Origin of the sequence: Pseudomonas sp. TR47 (assembly GCF_044143025.1) — a bacterium.
GTDB classification, from domain to species: domain Bacteria; phylum Pseudomonadota; class Gammaproteobacteria; order Pseudomonadales; family Pseudomonadaceae; genus Aquipseudomonas; species Aquipseudomonas putida_E.
On sequence record NZ_JBHFCS010000001.1, the window covers coordinates 101,685 to 127,521 of the forward strand.

Below are 25,837 nucleotides of genomic sequence, written 5' to 3' on the forward strand. Positions count from 1 at the left end.
CAGTTACAGGCCCTGGTTGAGCTGCATGATCGGCAGCAGCACCGCCAGCACGATGAACAGCACTACGGCGCCCATCACCAGGATCATCAGGGGTTCGAAAAGCGCCATGGCCGTATCCACCTGGCGGGCAAAGCCACGCTCCTGGTCGTCGGCCACGCGCTCGAGCATGTCGGCCAGGGTGCCGCTGGCCTCGCCACTGCCGACCATGTTCACCAGCAACGGCGGGAACTGCTGGCAACCATCCAGCGCCCGGTGCAGGCTGGTGCCGCCCTGCACCTGCTGGCGCACCTGCTCCATGGCCAGGCGGATACGCCGGTTGCCGACGGTTTCAGTGGCCACCTGCAAGGCTTCGAGCAAGGCAACACCGCTGCTGGTGAGGATCGCCAGGCTGCGCGCCAGGCGGGCACTCTCCAGCACCTGTAACAGCCCCCCCACGCGTGGCAGGCGCAACAGCAGGTCGTCGCGGCGCAGGCACCAGTGCGGCTTGCGCAGCAACCAGCTGGCCAGCAGCGACGTGAGGATGGCCAGCCCCAGTAGCCAGGGGCCGGCGTGCACCAGGCCTTGGCTCAGGCCGATCAGCAATGAGGTGATCAGCGGCAGGCTCTGCCCGGCATGGGCAAACTGTTCGGTGAGCTTGGGTACGACGAAGGTCATCAGGCCGATCACCACCGCCAGTGACACGCCCATCAGCACGCAGGGGTAGATCAGTGCCGTACGCGCCTTGTGCTGCTGGCGCTGCACCTGTTCCAGGTGGTCTGCCAGCCGGGTAAGCACCTGGGCCAACCGCCCGGAGCGCTCACCGGCTTCGACCAGCGCGCAGTACAGACCGGTGAACGGCGCGCCCTGGCGGGCCAGGCTACGGGCCAGGCCCAGGCCCTCGGCGAGCGAGCCACGCAGAGCCACCAGCACCCCGTGCAGGGCTGGCTGGCGCAACTGGCGCTCAAGCGTCGCCAAGGCATCGACCAGCGGGATGCCCGCGCCGGTCAAGGTCGCCAGCTGGCGTGTCAGCTCACACAGCTGGGCACGGCTCAGGCGTTGTCGGCGCGGCTGCCGGGCACCGCTTTCGAAGCGCTGCAACTGGCGGGGGAACAAGCCCTGCTCGCGCAGCAACTGGCGTGCGTGGCGTTCGGTATCGGCCTGCAGGCTGGCTTTGTGGGTCTTGCCGGCCAGATCAACGGCCTGGTAGCGAAAGGTCGGCATGGGTCAGCCCTGCACCACACGCAGTACTTCGGCCAGGCTGGTCTCGCCGCGGGCCAGGCAATCACTGGCCATCGCCACCAGGCTCTGGCGGCGCTCGGCCAGGTAGTCGTGCATGGCCAGTTCACTGGCGCCGTCATACAGCAGGCCGATCAGGCCGGCGTCCAGTTCGACGAATTCGTACAGGCCCAAACGACCGATATAGCCAGTGCCCTGGCATTGCTCGCAGCCCACCGCGTGGTAGCTGCTGCCCAGCGCCGCCAGCTCAGGCCACAGCGCCCGTTCGGCCGGCTGCAATGGCTGCGCCACCGCGCAATGGCACAGCCGTCGCACCAGGCGCTGGGCCAGCACGCCACGCAGGCATGAGGCGATCAGGAACGGCTCGACGCCCATGTCGCGCAAGCGGGTGACCGCGCCCACTGCGCTGTTGGTGTGCAACGTCGACAGTACCAAGTGGCCGGTGAGGCTGGCCTGCACGGCGATCTGCGCGGTTTCCTGGTCGCGGATTTCACCGAGCATGATCACGTCCGGGTCCTGGCGCAGGATGGCGCGCAGGCCTGTGGCAAAGGTCAGCCCGGCGCGCGGATTGATGGCCGTCTGGCCAATGCCGGCGATGGCGTATTCCACCGGGTCCTCGACGGTGAGGATGTTGCGGCTGCCGTCATTGAGGCTGTTGAGGCTGGCGTACAGGGTGGTGGTCTTGCCCGAGCCGGTCGGCCCGGTCGACAGCACGATACCGTTGGGCCTTGTCAGGCAATTGCGCAGGCCGTGCAGCACTGCGTTGGGCATGCCCAGGTTGCCCAACGCCAGCAAGCTGGCCTGCTTGTCGAGCACGCGCATCACCACGCGCTCGCCATGGATACCGGGCAAGGTCGAGACGCGCACGTCCACCTCACGCCCGGCGGCGCGCAAGGTGATGCGACCGTCCTGGGGCTGGCGCTTCTCGGCGATGTCCAGGCGCGCCATGACCTTGATCCGCGACACCAGCATGGCCGACAACGCGCGCGGCGGGCGCAACACCTCGCGCAGGTGGCCATCGACACGCAGGCGAACCACCAGGCTCTGCTCAAAGGTCTCGATATGAATGTCCGAAGCGCGCAGGCGCAGGGCCTGGCCGAACAGGCCGTTGATCAGGCGGATCACCGGGGCCTCATCATCGCTTTCGAGCAGGTCCTCGATGCGCGGCATTTCGCTCATCAGGCTGTCCAGATCAACCTGTTCGCCGATGCCTTCGATCAGTGCTTCGGTGGCAGCATCCCCGGCCTGATACAACTGGCCGAGGCGTTCGTCGAACGGCGCAGCTTCCAGGTAGTGCAGTGCCACGGGCTGGCCATGCACACGCAGCAGTTCCTGCAGTTGGTTACTGTCAGCATCGCGGCGCAGCCACAACTGCCAGCCGGTATCCGCCGGGGCCATGGCCAGCCCGGCCTGACGCGCAAGGCGATAGGGCAGCATCACCAGTCGCCCCCGTCCAGGCGCGCGCGGCTGGCCGGGAATACCCGCAGCAGCTGGCCGTCCTGCGCAAGGCCTGGCAGCTTGAGCGGCGTGGTCTGCTGCAGGGTGCGGTACTTGTCTTCGCTCAAACCCGCCAGGCTCGGCCCGTCACGCAGGATGCGCGGGCGAATGAAGACCATCAGGTTCTGCTTGGTGTTCTTGCTGGCCTCGGAACGGAACAGCCGGCCCAGCCCCGGAATATCCCCCAGAAACGGTACGCGTTGATCGCTGGTGCTCAGCTCATCGCTGATCAGGCCGCCAAGAATCACCAGGCCATTGTCCTCGACCATGACCTTGGTCTTGATCTCGCGCTTGTTGGTGATCACATCGCTGGCGGCGCTGGAGTCGGCGATCGACGAGACTTCCTGAACGATGTCCAGGCGTACGCTGTTGTCGATGTTGATTTGCGGCTTGATGCGCAGCTTCACCCCGACTTCCTTGCGCTCGATGGTTTGGTAGGGGTTGGCGTTGTTCTGCGTCACGGAGCCGGTGACGAAGGGCACTTCCTGGCCGACCAGGATCGATGCCTCGGCATTGTCCAGCGTCAGCAGGGTCGGCGTGGACAGCAGGTTGAAGCCGCTCTTGCCCTTCAGTGCGTTGATCAGCATGGCGAAGTTGAAGCCACCGCCGAAGTGACCGATGCCGGCAGTCACGCCCGTGGTGGCCGACAGCAGGTCGCCCAGCGCTTCGTTGTCGCCGCTGGCAGCGGCACCCGCGATGTTGGCGATGTTCACCCCGTTGCTGCCGAAGTTGACGATGCCGGCGCCGAACTTTTCGTCGGCGAACAGCCACTGCACGCCAAGCTCCTGGGCACGGCTGTCGGACACTTCGGCGATGATGGCCTCGACCACTACCTGGGCGCGGCGGATGTCCAGCTGCTCGACGATGGAGCGGTAGGCGGCCAGCTCGCTGTCGGGGCCGACCATGACCACGGCGTTGGTGCCCTCCTCGTACTCCAGGCGGATGCCCGAATCGCTGGCGGCGGCCATCACCGGCTTGTTCTTGGCCTCGCCTTCGCCTGCTCCCTCGCTGGGCACACCGCCTTCCTGGCTCAACCCGCGCAGCACCTTCACCACTTCGCCAGCATTGGCATGGCGCAGGTAGATCACCTGCGTGTTGCTGCTGTGCCGGTTCTCACTGGGCTGATCGAGCTGGCCCAGCAGGGCTCGCACACGGTCGGTGCTGCCACGTACCAGCAAGGCATTGCTGCGCGGGTCAGCCACCACCTGGGTGCTGTCGGCGCCCTGCTCCCGGGCCAACAGGCGGGTCAGCAACTGCGCGGTGTCGGCGGCGCTGGCATGGCGCAGGGGCATGACCTTCAGGGGTTCGTCACTGACCTGGTCAAGCTGGCGCAACAGGCTGTCGATGCGTTCGAGGTTGCTGCGCCAATCGGTGACCACCAGCAGGTTGGCCGCAGGATAAGGGGTGATCACACCAACACGCGGGTCGATCAGCGGCTTGAGAATACCGAGCATCTGCTCGCTGGCGGCGTTACGCACATTGAATACGCGGGTGGCCACGCCATCACTGCCTTCGCTGTGCTTGCCGGCGGCTTCAACTGGCACCGGCTCCAGGCGCGCGGCCTGGTCGGGGACGATCTTCACACTGCCATTGGGCAGATCGACCGCGGCATAGCCTTGGGCACGCAGCTGGGCGAGAAAGATGTCGTAGATGGCATCGGCATCGTGGCGGTCGACGGTACGCACCGTGACCTTGCCTTTGACCCGCGGGTCGACGATGAACGTGGTGCCGGTGATGCGCGACACGCTGTCGATGAATTCGCCCAGTTCGGTGTCGACGAAGTTCACCTCGTAAAGCGGGGTGCCGTTGTCATCGAAGGTTTCCGGTTCTTCTGCCCAGGCCGCAGCAAGAGCCAGGGTCAAGGCAGCGGCCACGCAATATTTCACCAGCATTGTTCATCCTTGCCGCTTGAAGCCGGTCACGGCGGGGCGTGGCGGCCAGGGCAAGCGTTCACGCCGCCCCTGGTTGTCGAAAATCAGGCCATCGGCGTCGATGTCCTGCAACACGATCCCCGGTGCCAGGCGCTGGCCGCGGCCCAAGGTGCGCACCTGCTGGCCGTAGCGCAGCACCACGACGCTGGCCGACAACGGCTTGGCCTTGAGGCCGCCCAGGTACTGCAATGGCAACCGGGTGAGCGCAATCGAGCCGTCGTCGCCTGGCGCTTGCCAATGGCCGACCAGCAACCCCGGCAGCGGGGCGTCGACGGCAACCGGGGCGCTGGCCGGTTGCGGCTGGCGCGCCAGTTGCAGCACGCATTGGGCGGCAAGCCACCCGGCCAGCGTCAGCAGGCCACCGGTCATCAGGCGAGCGGCGAATGTCATGACATCAGCTGCCGTGGGTGCCAGCCTGGGTGGCCTTGCACGTAGCGCACCTGCGGCACTTGCAAGGCCGCCAGTTGCCAACCCGGCTGCTGCCGCCCGAGCCAGGCCTCGACCCGTTGCCACAACGGCTCACCGGCTTGGGGCTCGAATTGCAGACCAAAGGTGCGGCACAGGCCCTGCACCGGATCCAGGCCAGTGATGCGCTTGCCTTGCGGGCTGTAGCTCACCTGCCAGGCCTGGCCCTGCCAGCGTGGCAGGTCCTGGCTGTTGTCCAGCAGCAAGGGGTCACCGAACAGTTGCTCGGCGGCGTTTTCCAGCACCTGCTCGACCTGCCGGGCCGGCGCCTCGACCACCGGTGCCGGGTAGCCGCCGGTGAGGCTGATCAGGTGCTCGCGCGTGATGGCCTGGCCAGCGGCCAATGGGTAGTCATAGCGCAGGCCCGGCAACAGCACCGGCATGCTGCTGTCATCGGCCAGGGCCTGGTGCAGCAAACGGTCCCAACTGCCGCCACGCGTGTCGCGACGCCACAGCGCCTGTGGCGCAACCGCCAGCGGCTGGTCGAGCCACGCTGCATGGCCTGCGCGCTGCTGGCGCAACTCGGCCTGCAACTGGCTGGCGCGCAACTGCGCTGCGGGTGAGAGTTGCTGGGCCAATGCAGGAAAGAAGCGCCCATCGAACTGCCATTGCCCGGCAACCTGTTGGCAACGCAGGCGAAACGCACCACTGCCCCGGCAACCGGCAAACAACACCGGGATGCGCCGGCCACTGGCCTGGGTCGCCTGCACAGGTGTGGGCCACAGGTCCTGGCCACGTGCGCAGAGCAGCACGTCGATCTGCGCCACGCGCTCGGCCAGCCACAGGCCCGGGCCGGTGCCGACATCCGCCAGCGCCACCACCAGGTCCGCTTCGCGGCGGGCCTGCTCGAAGGTCGGCAGCAGCGATTGGTACCACTGTTTGAGCGAGGCTTTCTGGTCCTGGGCGTAAGGGTCGGTGACGCCCACCACGGCGATGCGTGCACCGCCGCGCTCGAAAATGTGCAGAGGCTCCAGGCCCAAGGTTTTGCGTTGTCCGTCGGCAATACCCGCCGCAAGGGTCATCGCTGAAGACTGGTGGTAAAGGGCGGCACTGCGCTGTGGCCAAAGCACGCGTTCATCACTGCTCACACGGGCTTCGCTGCCCAACAGCCGGCTGCCCCGCACACCGCTCTCGCCCTGGGTCAGATAGGCCAGGCCACTGCCGTTCCAGCCCTGGCCGTTCTCGAGGGTCAGGCTATTGCCCGGCCCCACCTCGGCGCGCAGCTGTTCCAACAGGGCCGCGAGCACGGCATAGCCACCCAGTTGCACGCCGGCCGCCTGACTGGCATCGAGCAAAGGCGCGAGTTGAGGGTAAGCCACGCTGGCGCTGTCGCCGGTCATCCAGGGGGCACGGCCCAGGTGGCTGACCGGGCCCAGGCGGGTCGCCGGCACCACGGGCTGGCCGGGCTGGCGCGCATCGAGGGTGTCGGCGACGTACAACAGGTCCAGGCTGGCATCGCCGCCGCGCTGGCCCGGGAATGCAGAACAGGCACCGAGCAACGGTGCCAGGGCACCGACACCCATCCATCTGATCATTTCGCGCCTGTACACACTGCTTGCCATCGGGCCCGCCATCCTTATCCGAGTTCTCTTTGGGCCCCGGATGTTGCGGCGTTGGCATTACAGTTTGATGGCAGAAATCCGACAACCATTCCAGATTGTTCTGTCTGGCACAGCGATAAGAACTTAATGTTTTAAAGCGACGTTAATATTTCTGCCAAAGAATCATCATCTTTGCGCACTAAAGTCGCGGTTTCCTCCAACTCAGCCAATACAAGGACACCCTGATGAGTCGAGAAACCGGCGACAACCTGGACCGCAACCACAGTGGCAACCTGCCGATGGCCAGCGTCATGGACGCCTACCTCAGCCGTCGCAGCGTGATGCGCGGCAGCCTGGGTGCCGCTATCGCCATGATTGCCGGTACCGGCCTGACCGGCTGCTTCGACAGTGGTGGCGATTCCGACAACGATGACCCGGCCACCGAGCCGCCGGTTACCGAACCTGAAGTACCGAAACTGGCGCTGGGCTTCCAGTCCATCGCGGGTTCACGCACCGACGCCTGTGTCGTCGCCGCCGGCTACAGTGCCTACGTGCTGGCACCGTGGGGCACGCCGATCAACAGCAACGCCAACCCCTGGAAACCGGACGGCAGCAATACCTCCAGCGACCAGGCCAATGCCATGGGCATGCACCATGACGGCATGCACTTCTTCCCCATCAATGGCAGTTCCGAAGACGGCCTGCTGGCGATCAACTTCGAATACATCGATGCCGCCGCCCTGCACCCCAACGGCCCGACCACCGACGCCAGCGGCAATCGCCCGGCCGAAGAAGTGCGCAAGGAAATCAACGCCCACGGTGCCGGCGTGGTGCGCCTGCAGAAGCTCAACGGGCGCTGGCAGGTGGTCGACAACGACCCGCTCAACCGCCGTTTCACCACCGCCTCACGCATGGAAATCACTGGCCCGCTGCGTGGCACCGACCACGTCAAGACCAAGTATTCGGCTGACGGCACGCACTGCCGCGGCACCAACAACAACTGCGGCAACGGCTACACCCCGTGGGGCACTTACCTGACCTGCGAAGAGAACTGGCCTGGCATTTTCGTCAACAAGGACACCCGTCCGGAGGACCAGCGACGCATCGGCGTAGGCACCTCCAGCGGCCAGTACAAGTGGGAGACCGCTGCTGGTGACAGCACCGAAGAAAACGATGAGTTCGCCCGCTTCGACGTGACCATCAAAGGTGCCAGCGCCACCGACGACTACCGCAACGAAGCCAGTACCTATGGCTACATCGTCGAGATCGACCCGTACAACAGCAGCACCCTGGCCACCAAGCGCACCGCACTCGGCCGCTTCCGCCACGAAGGCTGCTGCCCGGGCCTGCCGGTGGCCGGTAAACCGCTGGTCTGGTACATGGGCGACGACTCCAACAACGAGTACCTGTACAAGTTCGTCTCCACCGCGGTGTGGGATGCCGCCGACGCAAGCCCGGCCGACCGCCTGGCCACCGGCGCCAAGTACATGGACCAGGGCAAGCTTTACGTGGCCCGCTTCAATGCAGACGGCACGGGCGAGTGGATTCTGCTCGACGTGACCACCGCCACCACTGCCGGCAGCACCCTCGGGGCGCTGTACGGTGACCTGGCAGGCATCATCCTCAACACCCGTGGTGCAGGCGATGCAGTGGGTGCAACGCCGATGGACCGCCCGGAATGGACAGCGGTAAACCCGCTCAATGGCGACGTCTACCTGACCCTGACCAACAACAGCGCGCGCACCCCGGAAAAAGTCGATGCGGCCAACCCGCGTGGCCCGAACCGCCACGGCCACATCATCCGCTGGCACGACAGCGACGATCACGTGAGCTTCACCTGGGATATCTTCGTGTTCGGTGCCAACGCCGCCGGCACCGCAGACATCAACCGCTCGGGCCTGACCGAACTCAACCAGTTCGCCAGCCCCGACGGCATGAGCTTCGATAGCCGTGGCGTGTTGTGGTTCGAGACTGACAACGGCGAGAGCACGGTCACCGATTACACCAACGATCAGTTACTGGCGGTGATCCCTACCAACCTGGTGGATGCCGCTGGCAACCAAATACCGGTCAATGCCCAGAACCAGGTGGACTTGCGCCGCTTCTTCGTCGGGCCGAACGGCAGCGAGGTGACCGGGATTGCCTTCAGCCCGGACAACAAGTCGATGTTCGTCAATATCCAGCACCCGGAAAACTGGCCTTACACCGACAAGGCCACCGATGTGACCCCGGCGGGGACCACGGTACGGCCGAGGGCTTCGACCGTGGTGATCCAGCGCGATGATGGCGGGGAGATCGGGACCGTCTGATCCGTTTTTGCATCAGGGCCGCTGCGCGGCCCAATCGCCGGCAAGCCGGCTCCTACAGGTATGGGAGCCGGTTTGCCGGCGATTGGGCTGCACGGCAGCCCTTGAACATGATCACCAGGCCATTGGCGCCCGACTCTTCACCCGCACCTGCTGCGCCGGCACCCGCGCATGCCACTGCACCACTCCCAACGCCTCCAGCTCAAACGCGCTGCGTATCGTCCTGCCCTGTTCTTCGAACGAAAGCTGCAACTGAAAATGCCCACTGTTGAGCAGCAACCCTTCGCTCAACCGCTCAAACGTTTCGTCATCCACCGCCCCCAGCGCCTGACGCAACGCTGCGGCATCTACATAGCCCGACGCCGGCCGACCACTGACGATGCGGCTGAGCAACGAGCGGGGATACCGCCCTTCATAAAGCGCCTCCAGCAATGGCAGATGCTCCAGGCCTACAGCATTGGCATTCAGGCGCCAGCCGGTCGTCTGCGGCAAAGCACACAACATCGGATAACGGCGCTGGCGCGAGGCATCCGCTTCGAGCAGCAGGTTCAACTCACTGGTGTCCAGCATCGGCTGGTTGGCCGCCAGACGAGGCGGCTGCTGGCGCAGATACTGGGCACTTTCGGCGCCTTGCAGGCGTGCATCGCTGTCGCTGTCGAGCCAGTCTGCCAAGGCGTCGACCAGACGTTGCGCGGCCATGTTGTCGCCCAGCAAACGCCGTAGCTGGCGCTCGGCACGTTCACCGTCATCCCCCAGCAGCGCATTGACGTTGAAACAGGTGTGCTGGTCGTACACCCGCAGTTGTGCCTGGCCGGCGCCAAAATCGTAGGTCAACGGTTGCCCCCGAAGCGCCTGCCAGAACAGCGGGCTAAGCCGCCAGGCGCGGTCACGCAAGGCCTGCTCGGCATAGGCCAGGCCAGCCTGCTCCATGGCCCGCACCTGTACCCGTTGGCGCAGCAGCTGTACGTCATCGACCTGACGCCGCCCGTCCTCCACCAGCCAGGCCATCCCCGCTGCGAGCATCGCCAGTACCACCAACACCATCAGCAGCGCGGCGCCCTGCTGTCGCTTGCCACCCATGGCGCAGCACTCCTCTTATCGAACAAGGCGCCAGTCAACAGGGGAGTTGTTGCAGGCAGATTGCAAATACCTTGCAGTCATGTTCGCGTCATCTACGCGAGGCAGGATTGGCCTTTCTTTTCATGGCCTTACAGGAGTGGTCGTAATGGGTGGCATCGGAATCTGGCAGCTGGTGATCGTACTGATGATCGTGTTTCTGCTGTTTGGCACCAAACGCCTCAAGGGTCTGGGCAGTGATGTTGGCGAAGCGATCCAGGGCTTTCGCAAGTCCATGGGGGGCGACAGCGATGCCAGCACCCAAACTGCAGCACCGCAGGTACAACAGGAGCCACTGACCCGTTCGCCTGCGCCACAGCCGCACGCGGATCGGCAGGCCTGATGTTCGAGGTAGGCTTCAGCGAGATGCTGCTGGTGGGCATCGTCGCGCTGCTGGTGCTTGGCCCGGAACGCTTGCCCGTCGCGGCGCGTACGCTGGGCCGTGGCCTGGGCCAGGCGCGCCGGGCAATGCAAGGTTTGCGCGCGCAGATGGAACGCGAAATCGACATGCCCAACCTCGACAGCGCGCCATTGCAACGCCTCGAGCAGGAGCTGCGCCAGGGCATCAGCCTCAAGGCGGAACCGGCCACTGACGCTGCAACGGCCACGGTCATTCGGGAGACCACCTCATGAGTATCGCCCTGGACCCGGCGGCACACATGCCGCTCACCGGTCACCTGCGCGACCTGCGCAAGCGCCTGATGCGCTGCCTGCTACTGGTCGCGCTGGTGTTCGCCGGCCTGTTCCCCTTCGCCCAGCAGCTCTACACACTGATTTCCGAACCGCTGCGCCGCTTCCTTCCGGAAGGCGCCAGCATGATCGCCACCAGTGTCACCTCGCCCTTTCTCACACCGTTCAAGCTGACCGCGATGTGTGCGCTGTTCGTGGCCATGCCGCTGCTGCTGCATCAGGCCTGGGGTTTTCTTGCGCCGGGCCTTTACCGCCGCGAGCGGCGCATCGCCCTGCCCTTGCTGGTGTCGAGCATTGTGCTGTTCTACGCCGGCATGGCGTTCGCCTTCTACCTGGTATTCCCGATGATGTTCGGCTTTTTTGCCAGCGTGACGCCGGACGGCGTGGCGATGATGACCGACATCAGCCAGTACCTGGACTTCATCATGGCGCTGTTCCTGGCGTTCGGCCTGGCCTTCGAGATCCCGGTGGCAACGTTCATCGTGGTCTGGGTGGGGCTGGCCGACGTGGCCACATTACGGCGCAGCAGGCCCTACGTAGTTGTCGGCTGCTTTGTGGTGGGGATGGTCCTGACGCCGCCGGATGTGTTCTCACAGACCATGCTGGCGGTGCCGATGTGGGTGCTGTTCGAGGTGGGGTTGCTGGCGTGTGCCGGGTTGCGGCGGGAGGGGCAAGCGCCGCAGAGCGTCGCTGAATGAACCGGGTTCATCGCCGGCAAGCCGGCGATGAACTCAGCTCGGCCTAGAAATCGGCGAGGCGCCAGACTTCGTAGGCCGGTGTTTCGTAAGGATGGCTCTGCCTGAGCGCAGCGACGACCTGGGCAATCAGGTCGTCGGCCACCACCAGCTCCACCTTCCACTCCTCCACCACCTCGACCTGGCCGGTTTGCCCAAGGAACGGCTGGCTGCCGTCCAAGGGGCGAAACTGGCCGTGGCCCAGGGTTTGCCAGGCGCAGTGGTCGTAGTCGCCGATACGCCCGCCACCGGCGGCGAACACGGCGGCCTTGACCACGTCGACGTGGCTGGCCGGGACGAAGAAGGCGAGCTTGTACACGCCTTAGTTCACCCAGACGCGCGCGTTACGGAACATACGCATCAGCGCGGCGTCTTCCTGCCACTCATCCGGGCGCCAGGAGTTCTGCACGGCGCGGAACACGCGCTCCGGGTGCGGCATCATGATGGTCACGCGGCCGTCTCGGCTGGTCAGGCCGGTGATACCATGCGGCGAGCCGTTCGGGTTGGCCGGGTAGGCTTCGGTGACCTTGCCGTGGTTGTCGACGTAGCGCAGGGCCACGCAACCGGACAGGTCGGCTTCCAGCAGTGCCTCTTCGCTGGCGAATTCGGCATGGCCTTCGCCGTGGGCGATGGCGATCGGCATGCGCGAACCGGCCATGCCCTGCAGGAAGATCGAGTTGGACTTCTGCACCTCGACCATGGCCACACGGGCTTCGAACTGCTCCGAGCGGTTGCGCACGAAGTGCGGCCAGTACTCGGTGCCCGGGATCAGCTCGTGAAGGTTGGACATCATCTGGCAACCGTTGCACACGCCCAGGGCGAAGCTGTCGGTACGCTCGAAGAAGGCCTGGAAGGCATCACGGGCACGGGCGTTGAACAAGGCCGACTTGGCCCAGCCTTCACCGGCACCGAGCACGTCACCGTAAGAGAAACCACCGCAGGCAACCAGGCCCTTGAAGGCTTCGAAGTCGACGCGGCCAGCGAGGATGTCGCTCATGTGCACGTCGATGGCGGCGAAGCCGGCGCGGTCGAAGGCGGCAGCCATCTCGACCTGGCCGTTGACGCCCTGCTCACGCAGGATCGCCACTTGCGGGCGCACGCCCTTCTTGATGTACGGCGCAGCGATGTCCTCGTTGACGTCGTAACCAACCTTGACCGACAGGCCCGGGTTGTCTTCTTCGAGCAGCGCGTCGAACTCCTGGTCGGCGCAGTCGGCGTTGTCACGCAGGCGCTGAACCTGGTAGCTGGTCTCGGCCCACTGGCGCTGCAGCATGCGACGGTCGTCGTCGAACAGCACCTGGCCGTTCAGGCTGATGGACACCTCGGCGTTGTTGACCGGTTTGCCGATCACCGCCACGCAACCTTCACCCAGGCCTGCGGCGCTGAACTGCGCCAGCACGTCCGGAGTAGCATCCTGGCGAACCTGGATGACTGCGCCCAGCTCTTCGTTGAAGAGGATGGCCGGCACGTCATTGCTGTTATCGGTCAGCGGGTCCAGTTGCAGGTCGAGGCCGCAGTGGCCGGCGAAGGCCATTTCCAGCACGGTAGTCAGCAGGCCGCCGTCGGAACGGTCGTGGTAAGCCAGCAGGTGGCCGTCGGCGTTCAGGCCCTGGATCACGGCGAAGAATGCCTTGAGGTCTTCGGCGTCGTCGACGTCCGGAGCCTGGGCTGCGATCTTGCCGTAGGTCTGCGCCAGGATCGAAGCGCCCATGCGGTTCTTGCCGCGGCCCAGGTCGATCAGGATCAGGTCCGTCTCACCCTTGTCCATGCGCAGTTGCGGGGTCAGGGTCTTGCGGATGTCGGTGACCGGGGCGAAGCCGGTGATGATCAGCGACATTGGCGAAGTGACGCTCTTCTCGACGCCCTCTTCACTCCACTTGGTCTTCATCGACATGGAGTCCTTGCCGACCGGAATGGTCAGGCCCAGCTCCGGGCACAACTCCATACCGACAGCCTTGACGGTGTCGTACAGACGGGCGTCTTCGCCTGGGTGGCCGGCAGCGGACATCCAGTTGGCCGACAGTTTGATGTCGGACAGCTTTTCAATCTGCGCGGCAGCCAGGTTGGTCAGGGTTTCACCGATCGCCATGCGGCCGGACGCTGGCGCGTCGAGCACTGCCAGCGGCGTGCGCTCACCCATGGCCATGGCTTCACCGGTGTACACGTCGAAGCTGGTGGCCGTGACGGCGCAGTCGGCCACCGGTACCTGCCATGGGCCGACCATCTGGTCGCGGGCCACCAGACCGGTGATGGTGCGGTCGCCGATGGTGATCAGGAAGCTCTTGCTGGCAACCGCCGGGTGGTTCAGGACACGCTGCACGGCGCTGTCCAGGTCCACCTTGCTCGGGTCGAAATCATCGCCCAGTTCGGCTTCGCGGGTTACCGAACGGTGCATGCGCGGCGGCTTGCCCAGCAGCACGTCAAGCGGCATGTCCACCGGCGTATTGCCGAAGTGGCTGTCGGTCACGGTCAGGTGCGGCTCTTCGGTCGCCTCGCCAACGACGGCGAACGGGCAGCGCTCGCGCTCACAGATGGCCTGGAAGCGTTCGAAGTCGACAGCGCTGACGGCCAGCACATAACGCTCCTGCGATTCGTTGCTCCAGATTTCGTGCGGGGCCATGCCCGGCTCGTCGTTGGGCACATTGCGCAGTTCGAAGCGGCCACCGCGGCCACCGTCGTTCACCAGTTCAGGGAAGGCGTTGGAAATGCCGCCGGCGCCAACGTCATGGATGAAGGCGATCGGGTTCTTGTCGCCCAGCTGCCAGCAACGGTCGATGACCTCCTGGCAACGGCGCTCCATTTCCGGGTTTTCGCGCTGCACCGAGGCGAAGTCCAGGTCCGCCGAGCTGGCACCGGTGGCGACCGACGAAGCGGCGCCGCCGCCCAGGCCGATCAGCATGGCCGGGCCACCGAGCACGATCAGCTTGGCGCCGACGGTGATTTCGGCCTTCTGTACGTGGTCTTCACGGATGTTGCCCATGCCGCCGGCCAGCATGATCGGCTTGTGGTAGCCGCGCACTTCTTCACCGTGCGGGGTGTTGATGGCCTGCTCGAAGGTACGGAAGTAGCCGGTCAGAGCCGGGCGACCGAATTCGTTGTTGAACGCTGCGCCACCCAGCGGGCCTTCGATCATGATGTCGAGGGCGTCAACGATACGCTCAGGTTTACCGTAGGCCTGCTCCCATGGCTGTTCGAAGCCCGGGATGCGCAGGTTGGACACGGTGAAGCCGGTCAGGCCGGCTTTTGGCTTGGCGCCACGGCCGGTAGCACCTTCGTCACGGATTTCGCCGCCCGAGCCGGTGGAGGCACCGGAGAACGGAGCGATGGCGGTCGGGTGGTTGTGCGTTTCGACCTTCATCAGGATGTGCACCGGCTCCTGCACCGCGCCGTACTGGCGGGTCTCAGGGTTCGGGAAGAAACGCCCGGCAACGTTGCCGACGATCACCGAGGCGTTGTCCTTGTACGCAGACAGCACGCCTTCGCTGTGCATCTGGTAGGTGTTCTTGATCATGCCGAACAGGCTCTTTTCCTGAGCCTGGCCGTCGATGTCCCAACTGGCGTTGAAGATCTTGTGGCGGCAGTGTTCGGAGTTGGCCTGGGCGAACATCATCAGCTCGATGTCGTTCGGGTTGCGTTTGAGCCCCTGGAAGGCGTTGACCAGGTAGTCGATCTCGTCTTCGGCCAGGGCCAGGCCCAGCTCGATGTTGGCCTTGGCCAGCGCGTCGCGGCCACCGGCCAGGATATCGACCGACGTCATCGGCTTGGCCTGGGCATGGCTGAACAGGTCGCTCGCCTGCTCCAGCTGGGCCAGCACGCGCTGGGTCATGCGGTCGTGCAGTTCAGCGGCGACAACGGCGGCGTCGGCGTCGCTCAGGTCACCGGCAACGTAGTAGGCGATGCCGCGCTCCAGGCGCTGGATCGACTGCAGGCCGCAGTTGTGGGCGATGTCGCTGGCCTTGCTGGCCCAGGGCGAGATGGTGCCCAGGCGCGGCACGACCAGGAACAGGCGGCCAGTCGGCTCCTGCACCGGCACGCTCGGGCCGTACTTGAGCAGACGGCCCAGCACCTGCTGCTGGTCGGCGGTCAGCTCGCCGTCGACATCGGCGAAGTGGGCAAATTCGGCATACAAACCAGTAACAGCGGGGACTTTCTGGCTCAGTTGCTCGAGTAATTTACCGTGGCGAAAGGCAGAAAGGGCAGGAGCGCCGCGCAGGATCAACATCGTCGGGACAGCCTCAGGAAGGGGTGTGCTTAGAGGCCGTGCATTCTAGCCTAATTCCGCGGCTTGCGGCACCCGCCAGAGGGCAATGCTGCCGGGCGGCGGAACCGGACTTCGGGGTCAAAAAAAGCGACAAGCCGCAAGCTGCAAGCTACAAGAAAAAACAGGTGGCGCGCAGGTCGCATTTTTCTTGCCGCTTGCAGCTTGCATCACAGAACGCGCTACCAGACAACCTGGCAGTTGTCGAGATATGGCGCCCCCCGTCCTTTGCGTATACTGCAAGCTATGTTCGCCCATACTGCTTTGCGCCAGCGTTGCGCCAAATGGCTTTTCGCAACCGGTCTCTTTCTGTTGCTCGGTGCCTGCGTTGAAAAACCCAGCACCCTCGAGCGCGTGAAGGAGGACGGCGTGCTGCGCGTGATCACCCGCAACAGCCCGGCCACTTATTTCCAGGACCGCAACGGCGAAACCGGCTTCGAATACGAGCTGGTCAAGCGTTTCGCCGACGATCTTGGCGTCAAGCTGGAGATCGAGACCGCCGACAACCTCGACGAACTGTTCGACGACCTAGGTAAACCGTCCGGTCCGGTGCTGGCAGCGGCCGGCCTGGTCAGCAGCGAGCGGCGCAAGACCCAGGCCAGGTTCTCCCATCCATACCTGGAAGTGACCCCTCAGGTCATCTATCGCAACGGCCGCTCGCGCCCAACAAACCCCAAGGGCCTGGTCGGCAAGAAGATCATGGTGCTCAAAGGCAGCAGCCACGCCGACCAGCTGGCCGAACTGAAAAGGCGCTACCCGGGCCTGGAATACGAAGAGTCCGACGCGGTGGAGGTGGTCGACCTGTTGCGCATGGTCGATGAAGGGCAGGTAGACCTGACGCTGGTCGACTCCAACGAACTGGCGATGAACCAGGTGTACTTCCCCAACGTGCGGGTGGCCTTCGACCTTGGCGAAACCCGCAACCAACGCTGGGCGGTCGCCCCGGGCGAAGACAACAGCCTGCTGAACGAAGTCAACGAATTCCTCGACAAATCGCAGAAAAACGGCACCCTACAGCGTTTGAAAGACCGCTATTACGGCCACGTCGACGTGCTCGGTTACGTGGGCGCCTACACATTTGCGCAGCATTTGCAGCAGCGCCTGCCCAAATACGAAAAATACTTCAAGAGCTACGCCAAGGTCGGACAGGTGGACTGGCGCCTGCTGGCCGCGATCGGTTATCAGGAATCCTTGTGGCAACCGGAAGTCACCTCCAAGACCGGCGTACGCGGCTTGATGATGCTGACCCAGCGCACCGCCCAGGCAATGGGCGTGTCCAACCGCCTGGACCCGAGGCAGAGCATCAAAGGTGGTGCCAAATACTTCATGCTGGTCAAGCAGCAGCTCGACGACAGCATCAAGGAGCCAGACCGTACCTGGTTCGCCCTGGCGGCCTACAACGTCGGCAGCGGCCACCTTGAAGACGCGCGCACGCTGGCCAAACGAGAAAAGCTCAACCCGAACAAGTGGCTGGACGTGAAGAAGATGTTGCCGCGCCTGTCGCAGAAACAGTGGTACCGCCAGACCAAGTACGGTTACGCCCGTGGTGGCGAGCCGGTGCATTTCGTGGCCAACATCCGCCGCTACTACGACATCCTCACCTGGGTGACCCAGCCGCAGCTCGAGGGCCAGGTGGCCGAGGGCAACCTGCACGTGCCGGGGGTCAACAAGGACAAACCGGCGGAACAGTCGCCGCCGATGTAGGCGCTGCCTTGTGTTGCGAAAGGCCCGCACAGCTGTCCAGGGTTCAGTATTGAGGCATTAAAGGCGGGGCTGCCTTGCAGCCCTTTCGCCACACGAGGCCGCTCCTACACCTTGGCGCGCCGCGCCTTGAAGAATTCGCTCAAGATTGCGCCACATTCCTCGGCCAGCACCCCACCTTCGTACATTACCCGATGGTTCAGGAAGCCCTGGCTGAAAAATTGCCCCTGGCTCTGCACGATGCCGGCCTTGGGCTCCAGCGCGCCATACACCACCCGGGCCACCCGCGAATGCACGATCAGCCCCGCGCACATGCTGCAAGGCTCCAGGGTCACATAAAGGGTGCTGCCCGGCAGGCGGTAATTGCTCGCAGACTTTGCCGCCGCGCGGATGGCGACCATCTCGGCATGGGCACTGGGGTCGCTGTCGATGATCGGCCGGTTGAAGCCCTGCCCGATCACCTGGCCGTGCTGCACCAGCACCGCGCCCACCGGCACCTCGCCCAGCGCGGCACCTTGTGCCGCCAGGTCCAGGGCCATGCGCATGAATTCCTGATCACGGCTGCGATCGATGATCTGTGGGCGCATCAGACCACCGCAATCGCGGCCATCAGGCCGGTTTCCATGTGGTCGATGACATGGCAGTGGAACATCCAGGTGCCTGGATTATCGGCCACCAGCGCCACCTGGGCCCGCTCGTTCTTGCCCAGCAGGTAGGTATCGGTGAACCACGGTTCGACGATCTTGTGCCTGTTGGAGGCAATGACCTTGAAGCTCATGCCATGCAGGTGGATCGGGTGCTGGTACTGGGTCATGTTCTTCAACTCGAAGATGTAGCTCTTGCCTTTTTGCAGCGTGGCGATCGGCCGGTCGGCGCAGGTCTTGTCGGTGATGTCCCAGGCTTGACCATTGATCTGCCACAGGCTTGGCGGCCTGCCATTTTCGGTGTTGACCGAAACCTTGCCCACCCATTCGAAATTGAAGTTCAGCTTCTCGGCATTCTCCAGGTCCGGCTCGGCCACAGGGTTCGGCGGCAAGGCAGGCGGCCAGTCGCTGGGCGCATCGTTGCTGGCTACCGAGCGCAAGGTGCCCAAGCGCACGAAGCCGTCGCGCAGGGAAATCTCTTCACCTGCCTCGGGGATGCGGATCGCCAGGCAAACACGCATGCCTGGCCCCAGCCAGTACTCGTCATCGAGCACACGCGGGGTGACCGGATTGCCATCGAGGGCGTAGATTCTGGCCTCGTGATTGCCGCCCTTGAGGTTCAGGCGATAGGTCCAGGTGTTGTCCAGGTTGAGCAGACGCAGGCGCACCACCTGCCCGGCCGGTAATTCGGTGACCGAGTCAGCCTGGCCATTGATGGTGATCAGCCGGCCGGCGGTACCATTGCGCGCCGCTTCGCGGGGGATGCTGAAGGGCAGCCAGGCACCCTGCTCGTCCACGTGCCAGTTCTTCAGGCTCAGCGTGCGCTCATGCAAAAAACCGGTTGGCTCACGCTCCTCGACGATCAGCGGGCCGACCAGGCCGCGGCCGAGTTCTTCAGAGCTGCTGACGTGCGGGTGGTACCAGTAGCTGCCGGCGTCAGGCACACGGAACTTGTAATCGAAATACTCGCCCGGCTTGACCGGCAACTGCGACACATACGGCACACCGTCCATTTCCAGCGGCAGGCGGATGCCATGCCAGTGAATGGTGGTTTCCACCGGCAGATGGTTGATGAACCGTACCCGCAGCCAGGTGCCCTGGCGAACCCGCAACTCGGTACCTGGCGCCGACGGGCCGAACGCCCAGGCCTCGGTCTTGAAGCCGGGCACAAGCTCGACCTCCAGGGGCGCCGCGATCAGCTCGTAGTCGTGCCCGGCATTCTCGTCCTCGACCTTGCCCAGCCAGTACCGCGCTGCGCCTCCGGCGCCCAGGCCTACTACAACCAGGCCGGTCAGGCCCTTGAGCATTTGTCGACGGGTGAAGGACATCGGTGCGGGTACCTCGTTTAAGCGCAGTCAAGCTGCCAGCACGGCTGGCGATGAAGGGCGAATACGATACACCTGCAAATGGGAAAGATTAAGTGAAGTGTTGCATAGCGCTGCCCTGAGCACACCTGGCAGGCACTATATACCGCCACCACGGCACCGTTTCTGCCACTTTCCGGCCCTCACCCTCGACCCTTGAGAGCCCTTATGTTACTTGGCAAAACGCAACCAGATACCCTTGATTCGCTGACCAAGCTGGCCAGGCAAGTGAGTGAAACGTGCCCGGACATGCGCCAGATGGCGCGAGAGGTCGCGCAGCAGATCCTTGACCGGCATGGCTTGGAGGCACATGACCCTGACAGCGTCTATCTGCACCGGTTTCACACCGCCGTCAGCAGCCCCAGAACCTTCAACGGATGGCAACATCTGGACCCACCGTACGAGTCCCTGACATTGCCCCAGCTGGTCATGCACCGCTTCGATGCCAATGATCAGGACAATGCCGACTTGCTCGGCTACCTCGTCGGTTTCTACAGCGATGGCCCCGGCAAAAATGCCTACGACGAACTCAACGAAGTGCGACTCGACGCGAGGAATGTCCTGGAGTACTTCTGGAGCATCGATTTCGCCAGTCACTTCAAAAGCCGGTTGAAGTCATTCTGGTCAACGCATTCCGAGAACTTTCGTACATTGGCCAAGGCCAACTTCCTGAGCAAAGTGCTAGAAGCCTGTGCACAGGCCCCCACGTCAGGGCTTGCAAAGTGTTGCCGGGAAGTCACCCAAGCCTTGGTGGGAGACATCTCCTGGCCGCCTTCGATAGAAGCACTGCAACATCAGTCTGCAACGGGCAAAGGTATTCGTGCATGCACATTCGATATCGGCGGACATGTGGCTACGGATATCCTGCGCGTACAACTGCAAGATGGCAGGCAACTTGTCTACTTGCCCGGCGATGTCGATGCATTGCAGGTGTTCGAGAATGATCAGGCGCTGTTCTGGTGGGTGCTCAACCACTGCAATCAGGCCGAAAACCGGGCCCGCTTCATGGCGCACTTCTCCCTCCAAGATCGTGACGAGGGCAATACCAGCATCGGGCTCAACCACCTTGTCGACCTGCTGTATCAAGGCTGGGGAAAAGATGATTACTCCGGCCTTAACACGCTCGATCAGCGAATCGATGGCGATGTTTTTAGCTGGCTGCGCGACAAAGCCCATCAGCGAATGCTCGATGATGCGCACGTTTCCCTGCGCTCGAATGACGATTTGCGCAAACAACTGTGGATCGGCTACCTGAGAGCGTCGCTGAGAGTCTTCGGCCCCATGGCTGCGGTGGACTGGCCCGTTGCGTTGGCCCTGGTGGGTGCCGGCATGGCAGAAACTGGCCTCAATATCGATCAAGCGATCAGTGGCCATACAACCTGCGAACGCAAGGCAGGCGTAACAGGCGCAATTCTTTCGGCCATCGAAACCCTGTTCAACGCCACGTTTCTCCTGAGTGCGCCGGGGCGACCCATTGCAGATCTGGCCGAGGTCACTGAAGCAGGCACAGGGAAAAACCTAGGTTCGGCAGAAGATCCAGCCACGGCCGGCGAAGTGGTCCAGGGCGAGGAGGAGGATGCCAGCGTGACGGATACGGTGAAAGCCTGGGTCCCTGCGCCGTTCCAGCCCGCAGAAGGCTGGCCGTTGCTTAGCCCATTCGAAACCAACGTTCTACTGAGCGGCGAGCCCGGCACAGGAGCACTCCAAGGTATCTATACGCAGGATGGGCAGTTCTATGTACTGATCGACGAGCTACCCTATCAGGTGCGCTTTGCGCCCGAGCTGAAAACCTGGGCCATTGTGCCTCCCGAGAACCCCTTCTCTTTCTACAAAAGCCAGCCCATCCGGCTGGATGACGAGGGCCATTGGTATCCCGTCGACCGGGGCGGGCTCAAGGGTGGCATGCTCCCGAGGCTTAAAATCTGGGGGCGCCGCGCCACCGGGACAAGCCAGCCTGCGCTAGCCGCCACACCTTACGAAGTGCCTGCCGACTTGCGCGCCTCACTCAAAGACGTGGCAGACGAAGAGCTAACAGGGGTGCGAATCAATATTCATGACCCTGACAGGCTAGCGGCCGTCGCTCGCTTTCTCACGCTTCGCGAACAACTGGCTACGGATGCCCGCGACTTCATGGCTACTGTGCAAGCGCCTGCGCGCCCTCGATTACCAGACATAAGCCCCGGAACAACGCCAAAACAGATCCTGCAAAACATCTATGAGAACAGCCAGGGCCTGGTGGTAGGCGAGGCGCATAGCAGCCTGGGTAGCAAGCGCTTCTTGATCGACAACATGGCTGTGCTACGCAAGCTGAAGGTCAAGACGTTGTACATGGAACATTTCACGACCGACTTCCAGCAGGCCGACCTGGACGCCTTCAACCGCAGCGGCCAACTGCCCACAGCGCTGGACCGCTATATCACCGCACAGGACTTTGGACACCAGACCGACCTGGCAGGCCGATACACCTTCCGCCGGGTATTGCTGGAGGCGCAGAAAAACGGCTTGCGTATCCAGTCCATCGACTGCATGGCAAGCTACCGCCAGGCGTGGGCAACGCCACCATCCCCTGTGGCACGTCAGGAGATGATGAATTTCTATGCTCACCTGATCATCGAAGCTGACCAGGCTGCCCGCGGGCCAGGCAAATGGGTCGCATTGGTCGGTAACACCCATGCCAATAACTTCCATGGCGTTACAGGCCTGGCAGAAACCGAAGGCGTGGTAGGGTTGCGCGTCGAGGATACTCCGGTCGGAGGCGTCGACAGCTATGCGGTCGACCCTGGTGTAGACGCGCCAGAAAAGGGGGGCAAAGTCTGGCACCTGAAAAGCGACATACGGCTGCGCGCCTCGATTGAGCCATTCACCACAGCGGCGACCGATTTTGAAGCATTGCTGATCAGGCCGGGTGACTACACCTTTGAACATATCGACAGCGACACGTACCTGATCAATCGCAGCCGCGACCTTAGCCTGCGCCGCACCCCCGTCAAACGCGATGGACGCTTCTATTACATCGAGCGAGCAGACTGGCCGACCATTCATGAGCGACGACTAGAGCATCTTTCCGATCTGGACATCTTCCTCAGGATGCGGGGCATGCGTCATGTAGCCCATTGAAGACCATCAACCACTTTGCGAACCGCAAACAACAAGGGCGCCTTGCGGCGCCCTTGTGGCTCAACTCATTCCCACTCAATGGTGGCCGGCGGCTTGCTCGACACGTCGTAAGTCACGCGCGAGATACCGTCGATTTCGTTGATGATACGGCCGCTGACGGTTTCCAGCAGGTCGTAAGGCAGGTGCGCCCAGCGCGCGGTCATGAAGTCCACGGTCTCGACAGCACGCAGGGCCACGACCCAGGCGTAGCGACGGCCGTCGCCCACGACACCAACCGATTTCACCGGTTGGAACACCACGAAGGCCTGGCTGGTCTTGTGGTACCAGTCGGCCTTGCGCAGCTCTTCGATGAAGATGTGGTCGGCGCGACGCAGGATGTCGGCGTACTCCTTCTTCACTTCACCGAGGATACGCACACCCAGGCCTGGGCCCGGGAACGGGTGGCGGTAGACCATGTCGTACGGCAGGCCCAGCTCCAGGCCGATCTTGCGCACTTCGTCCTTGAACAGTTCACGCAGCGGCTCGACCAGCTTGAGGTTCATTTCCTCCGGCAGGCCACCCACGTTGTGGTGCGACTTGATCACGTGGGCCTTGCCGCTCTTGGCGCCGGCCGACTCGATCACGTCCGGGTAGATGGTGCCCTGGGCGAGGAACTGGATGTTGTCCAGTTTGCTGGCTTCGGCATCGAACACATCAATGAAGGTGCGGCCGATGATCTTGCGCTTCTTCTCCGGGTCGGCTTCGCCTTCCAGGTTGTCGAGGAACTGCTTCTCGGCATCGGCGCGGATCACTTTGACGCCCATGTTCTCCTTGAACATGGCCATCACCTGGTCGCCTTCGTGCAGGCGCAGCAGGCCGTTGTCGACGAAGACGCAGGTCAGCTGGTCGCCGATGGCGCGGTGCAGCAGCGCAGCTACCACGGAGGAGTCGACACCGCCAGACAGGCCCAGCAGGACGTTGGCCGAGCCGACTTGCTGACGCACCTGGGCGATGGCGTCTTCGACGATGTTCGAAGGCGTCCACAGGGCTTCACAGCCACAGATGTCCTGCACGAAGCGGGACAGGATGCGACCGCCTTGCTTGGTGTGGGTCACTTCCGGGTGGAACTGCACGCCGTAGTAGCCGCGCGCGTCGTCGAACATGCCGGCGATCGGGCAGCTCGGGGTGCTGGCCAGAATGTTGAAGTTGCCCGGCATCTGGGTGACCTTGTCGCCGTGGCTCATCCACACGTCCAGGCCCAATACGCCGTCGCCATCAACGTGGTCTTCGATGCCGTCGAGCAGGCGGCTCTTGCCGACCACGTCAACGCGGGCATAACCGAACTCGCGCAGGTCCGAACCTTCGACCTTGCCGCCCAGCTGCTCGGCCATGGTCTGCATGCCGTAGCAGATGCCCAGCAACGGTACATTCAGGTCGAACACGGCCTGCGGTGCACGCGGGCTGTTGGCTTCGTGGACCGACTCGGGGCCGCCGGCGAGGATGATGCCGCGCGGGTTGAATTCGCGGATCGCTTCATCGTCCATGTCGAACGGGTGCAGTTCGCAGTACACGCCGATTTCGCGCACGCGGCGGGCGATCAGCTGGGTGTACTGGGAACCGAAATCGAGGATCAGGATGCGGTGAGCGTGAATGTCGAGGGCCATGACTCAATCTCTGGTGCAGCTGCAAGCGTCTAGCTGCGAGCTGCAAGTTGATCGGGGAAAACGCGGTAGCTGCTGCAACGCAACTACCGCTTGGAGCTTGAAGCTTGCTACTTACCGCTGGAGGCTTCAGCCGACCCGGTAGTTAGGGGCTTCTTTGGTGATCTGCACGTCATGCACGTGGGACTCGGCCATGCCGGCACCGGTGATGCGCACGAATTCCGGCTTGGTGCGCATCTCTTCGATGGTTGCGCTGCCGGTGTAACCCATGGACGAACGCAGGCCGCCCATCAGCTGGTGGATGATCGCGGCCAGGGCGCCCTTGTATGGTACGCGGCCTTCGATACCTTCCGGCACCAGCTTCTCGGCACCGGCCGAGGAGTCCTGGAAGTAACGGTCCGAGGAGCCTTGCGCCTGTGCCATGGCACCCAGCGAGCCCATGCCGCGGTAGGCCTTGTAGGAACGGCCCTGGAACAGCTCGACTTCACCCGGGGCTTCTTCGGTACCGGCGAACATCGAACCCATCATCACGCAGGAAGCACCGGCGACGATGGCCTTGGACAGGTCACCCGAGAAACGGATGCCGCCGTCGGCGATCAGTGGCACGCCAGTGCCTTCCAGTGCCGCGGCAACGTTGGCGATGGCACTGATTTGCGGTACGCCGACACCGGCGACGATACGGGTGGTGCAGATCGAACCTGGGCCGATACCGACCTTGACGGCGTCAGCACCGGCTTCTGCCAGGGCCTTGGCCGCAGCGCCGGTAGCGATGTTGCCGCCGATCACCTGAACTTGCGGGTAGGTTTCCTTGACCCAGCGAACGCGGTCGATCACACCTTTGGAGTGGCCGTGAGCAGTATCGACGACAACCACGTCAACGCCAGCAGCTACCAGGGCGGCAACACGCTCGCCGGTGTCCTTGCCGGTGCCGACGGCAGCGCCGACGCGCAGGCGACCCTGGTCGTCCTTGCTGGCCAGCGGGTAGGCCTTGGCTTTTTCGATGTCCTTGACGGTCATCATGCCCTTGAGGCTGAACTTGTCGTCGACGATCAGGACTTTTTCCAGGCGGTGCTTGTGCAGCAGCTCGCGGACTTCGTTCTTGTCGGCGCCTTCGCGCACGGTGACCAGGCGCTCTTTGGGCGTCATCACGTCGCGCACCTTGGCATCCAGGCGGGTTTCGAAGCGTACGTCACGGGAAGTGACGATACCGACCAGGTCGCCGTTCTCCAGCACCGGAACACCCGAGATGTTGTTCAGGCGGGTCAGGTCGAACAGGTCGCGCACGGTGGCGTCGGCTTCGATGGTGATCGGGTCCTTGACCACGCCAGCCTCGAACTTCTTGACCTTGCGTACTTCGCCGGCCTGCTGTTCGATGGTCATGTTCTTGTGGATGATGCCGATGCCGCCTTCCTGAGCCATGGCAATGGCCAGGCGCGCTTCGGTCACGGTATCCATGGCGGCGGAAACCAGAGGGATGTTCAGCTCGATGCCACGAGTCAAACGGGTCTTGAGACTGACTTCATTGGGCAGTACCTCGGAGTAGCCAGGTACAAGGAGGATATCGTCGAAAGTCAGGGCTTCTTGGCTGATACGCAGCATCGCGGGGGCTCCCGGGCGG

Annotated in this window: 18 protein-coding genes; 6 read left to right on the top strand and 12 right to left on the bottom strand. The window is 63.7% G+C overall.

Going from position 1 to position 25,837, the window contains the following annotated elements; genetic code table 11:
- Positions 1-3: 3 nt before the first annotated feature.
- The 5 genes from gspF to ACEWE8_RS00550 are packed head-to-tail and all read right to left on the bottom strand — an operon-like array spanning position 4 to position 6,670.
- A complete protein-coding gene (gene gspF / locus ACEWE8_RS00530; protein ID WP_046784385.1) occupies positions 4-1,200 on the bottom strand; it encodes a type II secretion system inner membrane protein GspF in 1,197 nt (398 codons plus the stop codon).
- Positions 1,201-1,203: 3 nt separating this feature from the next.
- Positions 1,204-2,652, bottom strand: a complete 1,449-nt coding sequence (locus tag ACEWE8_RS00535; protein WP_046784386.1) for a GspE/PulE family protein — start codon at positions 2,650-2,652, stop codon at positions 1,204-1,206.
- A complete protein-coding gene (gene gspD / locus ACEWE8_RS00540) occupies positions 2,652-4,586 on the bottom strand; it encodes a type II secretion system secretin GspD (protein ID WP_395589213.1) in 1,935 nt (644 codons plus the stop codon). The genes ACEWE8_RS00535 and gspD overlap by 1 nt, the downstream gene beginning before the upstream one ends.
- 21 nt (positions 4,587-4,607) lie before the next feature.
- Entirely contained in the window at positions 4,608-5,033 is a 426-nt protein-coding gene (locus ACEWE8_RS00545; RefSeq protein ID WP_046784388.1) for a pilus assembly protein PilZ, read from the bottom strand.
- Positions 5,030-6,670 (bottom strand): lipoprotein UxpA, encoded by a 1,641-nt coding sequence (locus ACEWE8_RS00550; RefSeq protein WP_046784389.1) that lies wholly within the window; start codon positions 6,668-6,670, stop codon positions 5,030-5,032. The genes ACEWE8_RS00545 and ACEWE8_RS00550 overlap by 4 nt, the downstream gene beginning before the upstream one ends.
- A 224-nt stretch (positions 6,671-6,894) precedes the next feature.
- Between ACEWE8_RS00550 and ACEWE8_RS00555 the strand changes: the two genes are divergently transcribed.
- Positions 6,895-8,958 carry a PhoX family phosphatase gene (locus ACEWE8_RS00555; RefSeq protein WP_046784390.1) on the top strand — a complete coding sequence of 688 codons (2,064 nt, stop codon included), beginning with the start codon at positions 6,895-6,897 and terminating at the stop codon, positions 8,956-8,958.
- A 111-nt stretch (positions 8,959-9,069) separates the two neighbouring features.
- On the opposite strand, the gene gspK is transcribed toward ACEWE8_RS00555, so the two are convergent.
- Positions 9,070-10,035: a type II secretion system minor pseudopilin GspK gene (gene gspK, locus ACEWE8_RS00560; RefSeq protein WP_046784391.1), complete on the bottom strand. Its 966-nt coding sequence runs from the start codon at positions 10,033-10,035 to the stop codon at positions 9,070-9,072.
- A gap of 145 nt (positions 10,036-10,180) precedes the next feature.
- Here gspK and tatA point away from each other — a divergent pair, with 145 nt between their 5' ends.
- From tatA to tatC, 3 genes are read left to right on the top strand one after another with little or no spacing between them, the layout of a single operon-like run.
- Positions 10,181-10,414: a twin-arginine translocase TatA/TatE family subunit gene (tatA, locus tag ACEWE8_RS00565; protein WP_046784392.1), complete on the top strand. Its 234-nt coding sequence runs from the start codon at positions 10,181-10,183 to the stop codon at positions 10,412-10,414.
- Positions 10,414-10,704, top strand: a complete 291-nt coding sequence (tatB, locus tag ACEWE8_RS00570) for a Sec-independent protein translocase protein TatB (protein ID WP_046784393.1) — start codon at positions 10,414-10,416, stop codon at positions 10,702-10,704. Before tatA ends, tatB begins: the two co-directional genes overlap by 1 nt.
- Positions 10,701-11,459: a twin-arginine translocase subunit TatC gene (tatC, locus tag ACEWE8_RS00575; RefSeq protein WP_046784394.1), complete on the top strand. Its 759-nt coding sequence runs from the start codon at positions 10,701-10,703 to the stop codon at positions 11,457-11,459. Before tatB ends, tatC begins: the two co-directional genes overlap by 4 nt.
- Positions 11,460-11,502: 43 nt before the next feature.
- Here tatC and ACEWE8_RS00580 read toward each other — a convergent pair whose 3' ends face one another.
- Together ACEWE8_RS00580 and purL are read right to left on the bottom strand one after the other, a co-directional pair.
- Positions 11,503-11,814, bottom strand: a complete 312-nt coding sequence (locus ACEWE8_RS00580; RefSeq protein WP_039603162.1) for an NGG1p interacting factor 3 protein, NIF3 — start codon at positions 11,812-11,814, stop codon at positions 11,503-11,505.
- A gap of 3 nt (positions 11,815-11,817) precedes the next feature.
- Positions 11,818-15,717 carry a phosphoribosylformylglycinamidine synthase gene (gene purL / locus ACEWE8_RS00585; RefSeq protein ID WP_046784395.1) on the bottom strand — a complete coding sequence of 1,300 codons (3,900 nt, stop codon included), beginning with the start codon at positions 15,715-15,717 and terminating at the stop codon, positions 11,818-11,820.
- A gap of 282 nt (positions 15,718-15,999) precedes the next feature.
- On the opposite strand from purL, the gene mltF reads away from it, so the two are divergent.
- Complete coding sequence (mltF, locus tag ACEWE8_RS00590; protein WP_395589206.1) at positions 16,000-17,457, top strand: membrane-bound lytic murein transglycosylase MltF; 1,458 nt, start codon at positions 16,000-16,002, stop codon at positions 17,455-17,457.
- Between the two features lie 104 nt (positions 17,458-17,561).
- Here the strand turns inward: mltF and tadA are convergent, their stop codons facing one another.
- Both tadA and ACEWE8_RS00600 read right to left on the bottom strand, forming a co-directional pair.
- The gene (tadA, locus tag ACEWE8_RS00595; RefSeq protein ID WP_046784397.1) at positions 17,562-18,041 is read right to left on the bottom strand and encodes a tRNA adenosine(34) deaminase TadA; all 480 of its coding nucleotides are present in this window, start codon (positions 18,039-18,041) and stop codon (positions 17,562-17,564) included.
- Positions 18,041-19,426, bottom strand: a complete 1,386-nt coding sequence (locus ACEWE8_RS00600) for a multicopper oxidase family protein (protein WP_046784398.1) — start codon at positions 19,424-19,426, stop codon at positions 18,041-18,043. The genes tadA and ACEWE8_RS00600 overlap by 1 nt, the downstream gene beginning before the upstream one ends.
- A gap of 204 nt (positions 19,427-19,630) precedes the next feature.
- Between ACEWE8_RS00600 and ACEWE8_RS00605 the strand changes: the two genes are divergently transcribed.
- The gene (locus ACEWE8_RS00605; protein WP_046784399.1) at positions 19,631-22,579 is read left to right on the top strand and encodes a membrane-targeted effector domain-containing toxin; all 2,949 of its coding nucleotides are present in this window, start codon (positions 19,631-19,633) and stop codon (positions 22,577-22,579) included.
- Between the two features lie 65 nt (positions 22,580-22,644).
- Here the strand turns inward: ACEWE8_RS00605 and guaA are convergent, their stop codons facing one another.
- Together guaA and guaB are read right to left on the bottom strand one after the other, a co-directional pair.
- Positions 22,645-24,222 carry a glutamine-hydrolyzing GMP synthase gene (guaA, locus tag ACEWE8_RS00610; protein ID WP_012316007.1) on the bottom strand — a complete coding sequence of 526 codons (1,578 nt, stop codon included), beginning with the start codon at positions 24,220-24,222 and terminating at the stop codon, positions 22,645-22,647.
- 126 nt (positions 24,223-24,348) lie between these two features.
- Positions 24,349-25,818 (bottom strand): IMP dehydrogenase, encoded by a 1,470-nt coding sequence (gene guaB, locus ACEWE8_RS00615; RefSeq protein ID WP_008094438.1) that lies wholly within the window; start codon positions 25,816-25,818, stop codon positions 24,349-24,351.
- Positions 25,819-25,837 lie beyond the last annotated feature (19 nt).

Excerpts from the sequence above, each read along its gene's own strand:
- gspF (WP_046784385.1), bottom strand. The coding sequence starts at position 1,200 with ATGCCGACCTTTCGCTACCAGGCCGTTGATCTGGCCGGCAAGACCCAC.
- ACEWE8_RS00535 (WP_046784386.1), bottom strand. The coding sequence starts at position 2,652 with ATGCTGCCCTATCGCCTTGCGCGTCAGGCCGGGCTGGCCATGGCCCCG.
- ACEWE8_RS00545 (WP_046784388.1), bottom strand. The coding sequence starts at position 5,033 with ATGACATTCGCCGCTCGCCTGATGACCGGTGGCCTGCTGACGCTGGCC.
- ACEWE8_RS00550 (WP_046784389.1), bottom strand. The coding sequence starts at position 6,670 with ATGGCAAGCAGTGTGTACAGGCGCGAAATGATCAGATGGATGGGTGTC.
- ACEWE8_RS00555 (WP_046784390.1), top strand. The coding sequence starts at position 6,895 with ATGAGTCGAGAAACCGGCGACAACCTGGACCGCAACCACAGTGGCAAC.
- gspK (WP_046784391.1), bottom strand. The coding sequence starts at position 10,035 with ATGGGTGGCAAGCGACAGCAGGGCGCCGCGCTGCTGATGGTGTTGGTG.
- tatA (WP_046784392.1), top strand. The coding sequence starts at position 10,181 with ATGGGTGGCATCGGAATCTGGCAGCTGGTGATCGTACTGATGATCGTG.
- tatB (WP_046784393.1), top strand. The coding sequence starts at position 10,414 with ATGTTCGAGGTAGGCTTCAGCGAGATGCTGCTGGTGGGCATCGTCGCG.
- tatC (WP_046784394.1), top strand. The coding sequence starts at position 10,701 with ATGAGTATCGCCCTGGACCCGGCGGCACACATGCCGCTCACCGGTCAC.
- purL (WP_046784395.1), bottom strand. The coding sequence starts at position 15,717 with ATGTTGATCCTGCGCGGCGCTCCTGCCCTTTCTGCCTTTCGCCACGGT.
- mltF (WP_395589206.1), top strand. The coding sequence starts at position 16,000 with ATGTTCGCCCATACTGCTTTGCGCCAGCGTTGCGCCAAATGGCTTTTC.
- tadA (WP_046784397.1), bottom strand. The coding sequence starts at position 18,041 with ATGCGCCCACAGATCATCGATCGCAGCCGTGATCAGGAATTCATGCGC.
- ACEWE8_RS00600 (WP_046784398.1), bottom strand. The coding sequence starts at position 19,426 with ATGTCCTTCACCCGTCGACAAATGCTCAAGGGCCTGACCGGCCTGGTT.
- ACEWE8_RS00605 (WP_046784399.1), top strand. The coding sequence starts at position 19,631 with ATGTTACTTGGCAAAACGCAACCAGATACCCTTGATTCGCTGACCAAG.
- guaA (WP_012316007.1), bottom strand. The coding sequence starts at position 24,222 with ATGGCCCTCGACATTCACGCTCACCGCATCCTGATCCTCGATTTCGGT.
- guaB (WP_008094438.1), bottom strand. The coding sequence starts at position 25,818 with ATGCTGCGTATCAGCCAAGAAGCCCTGACTTTCGACGATATCCTCCTT.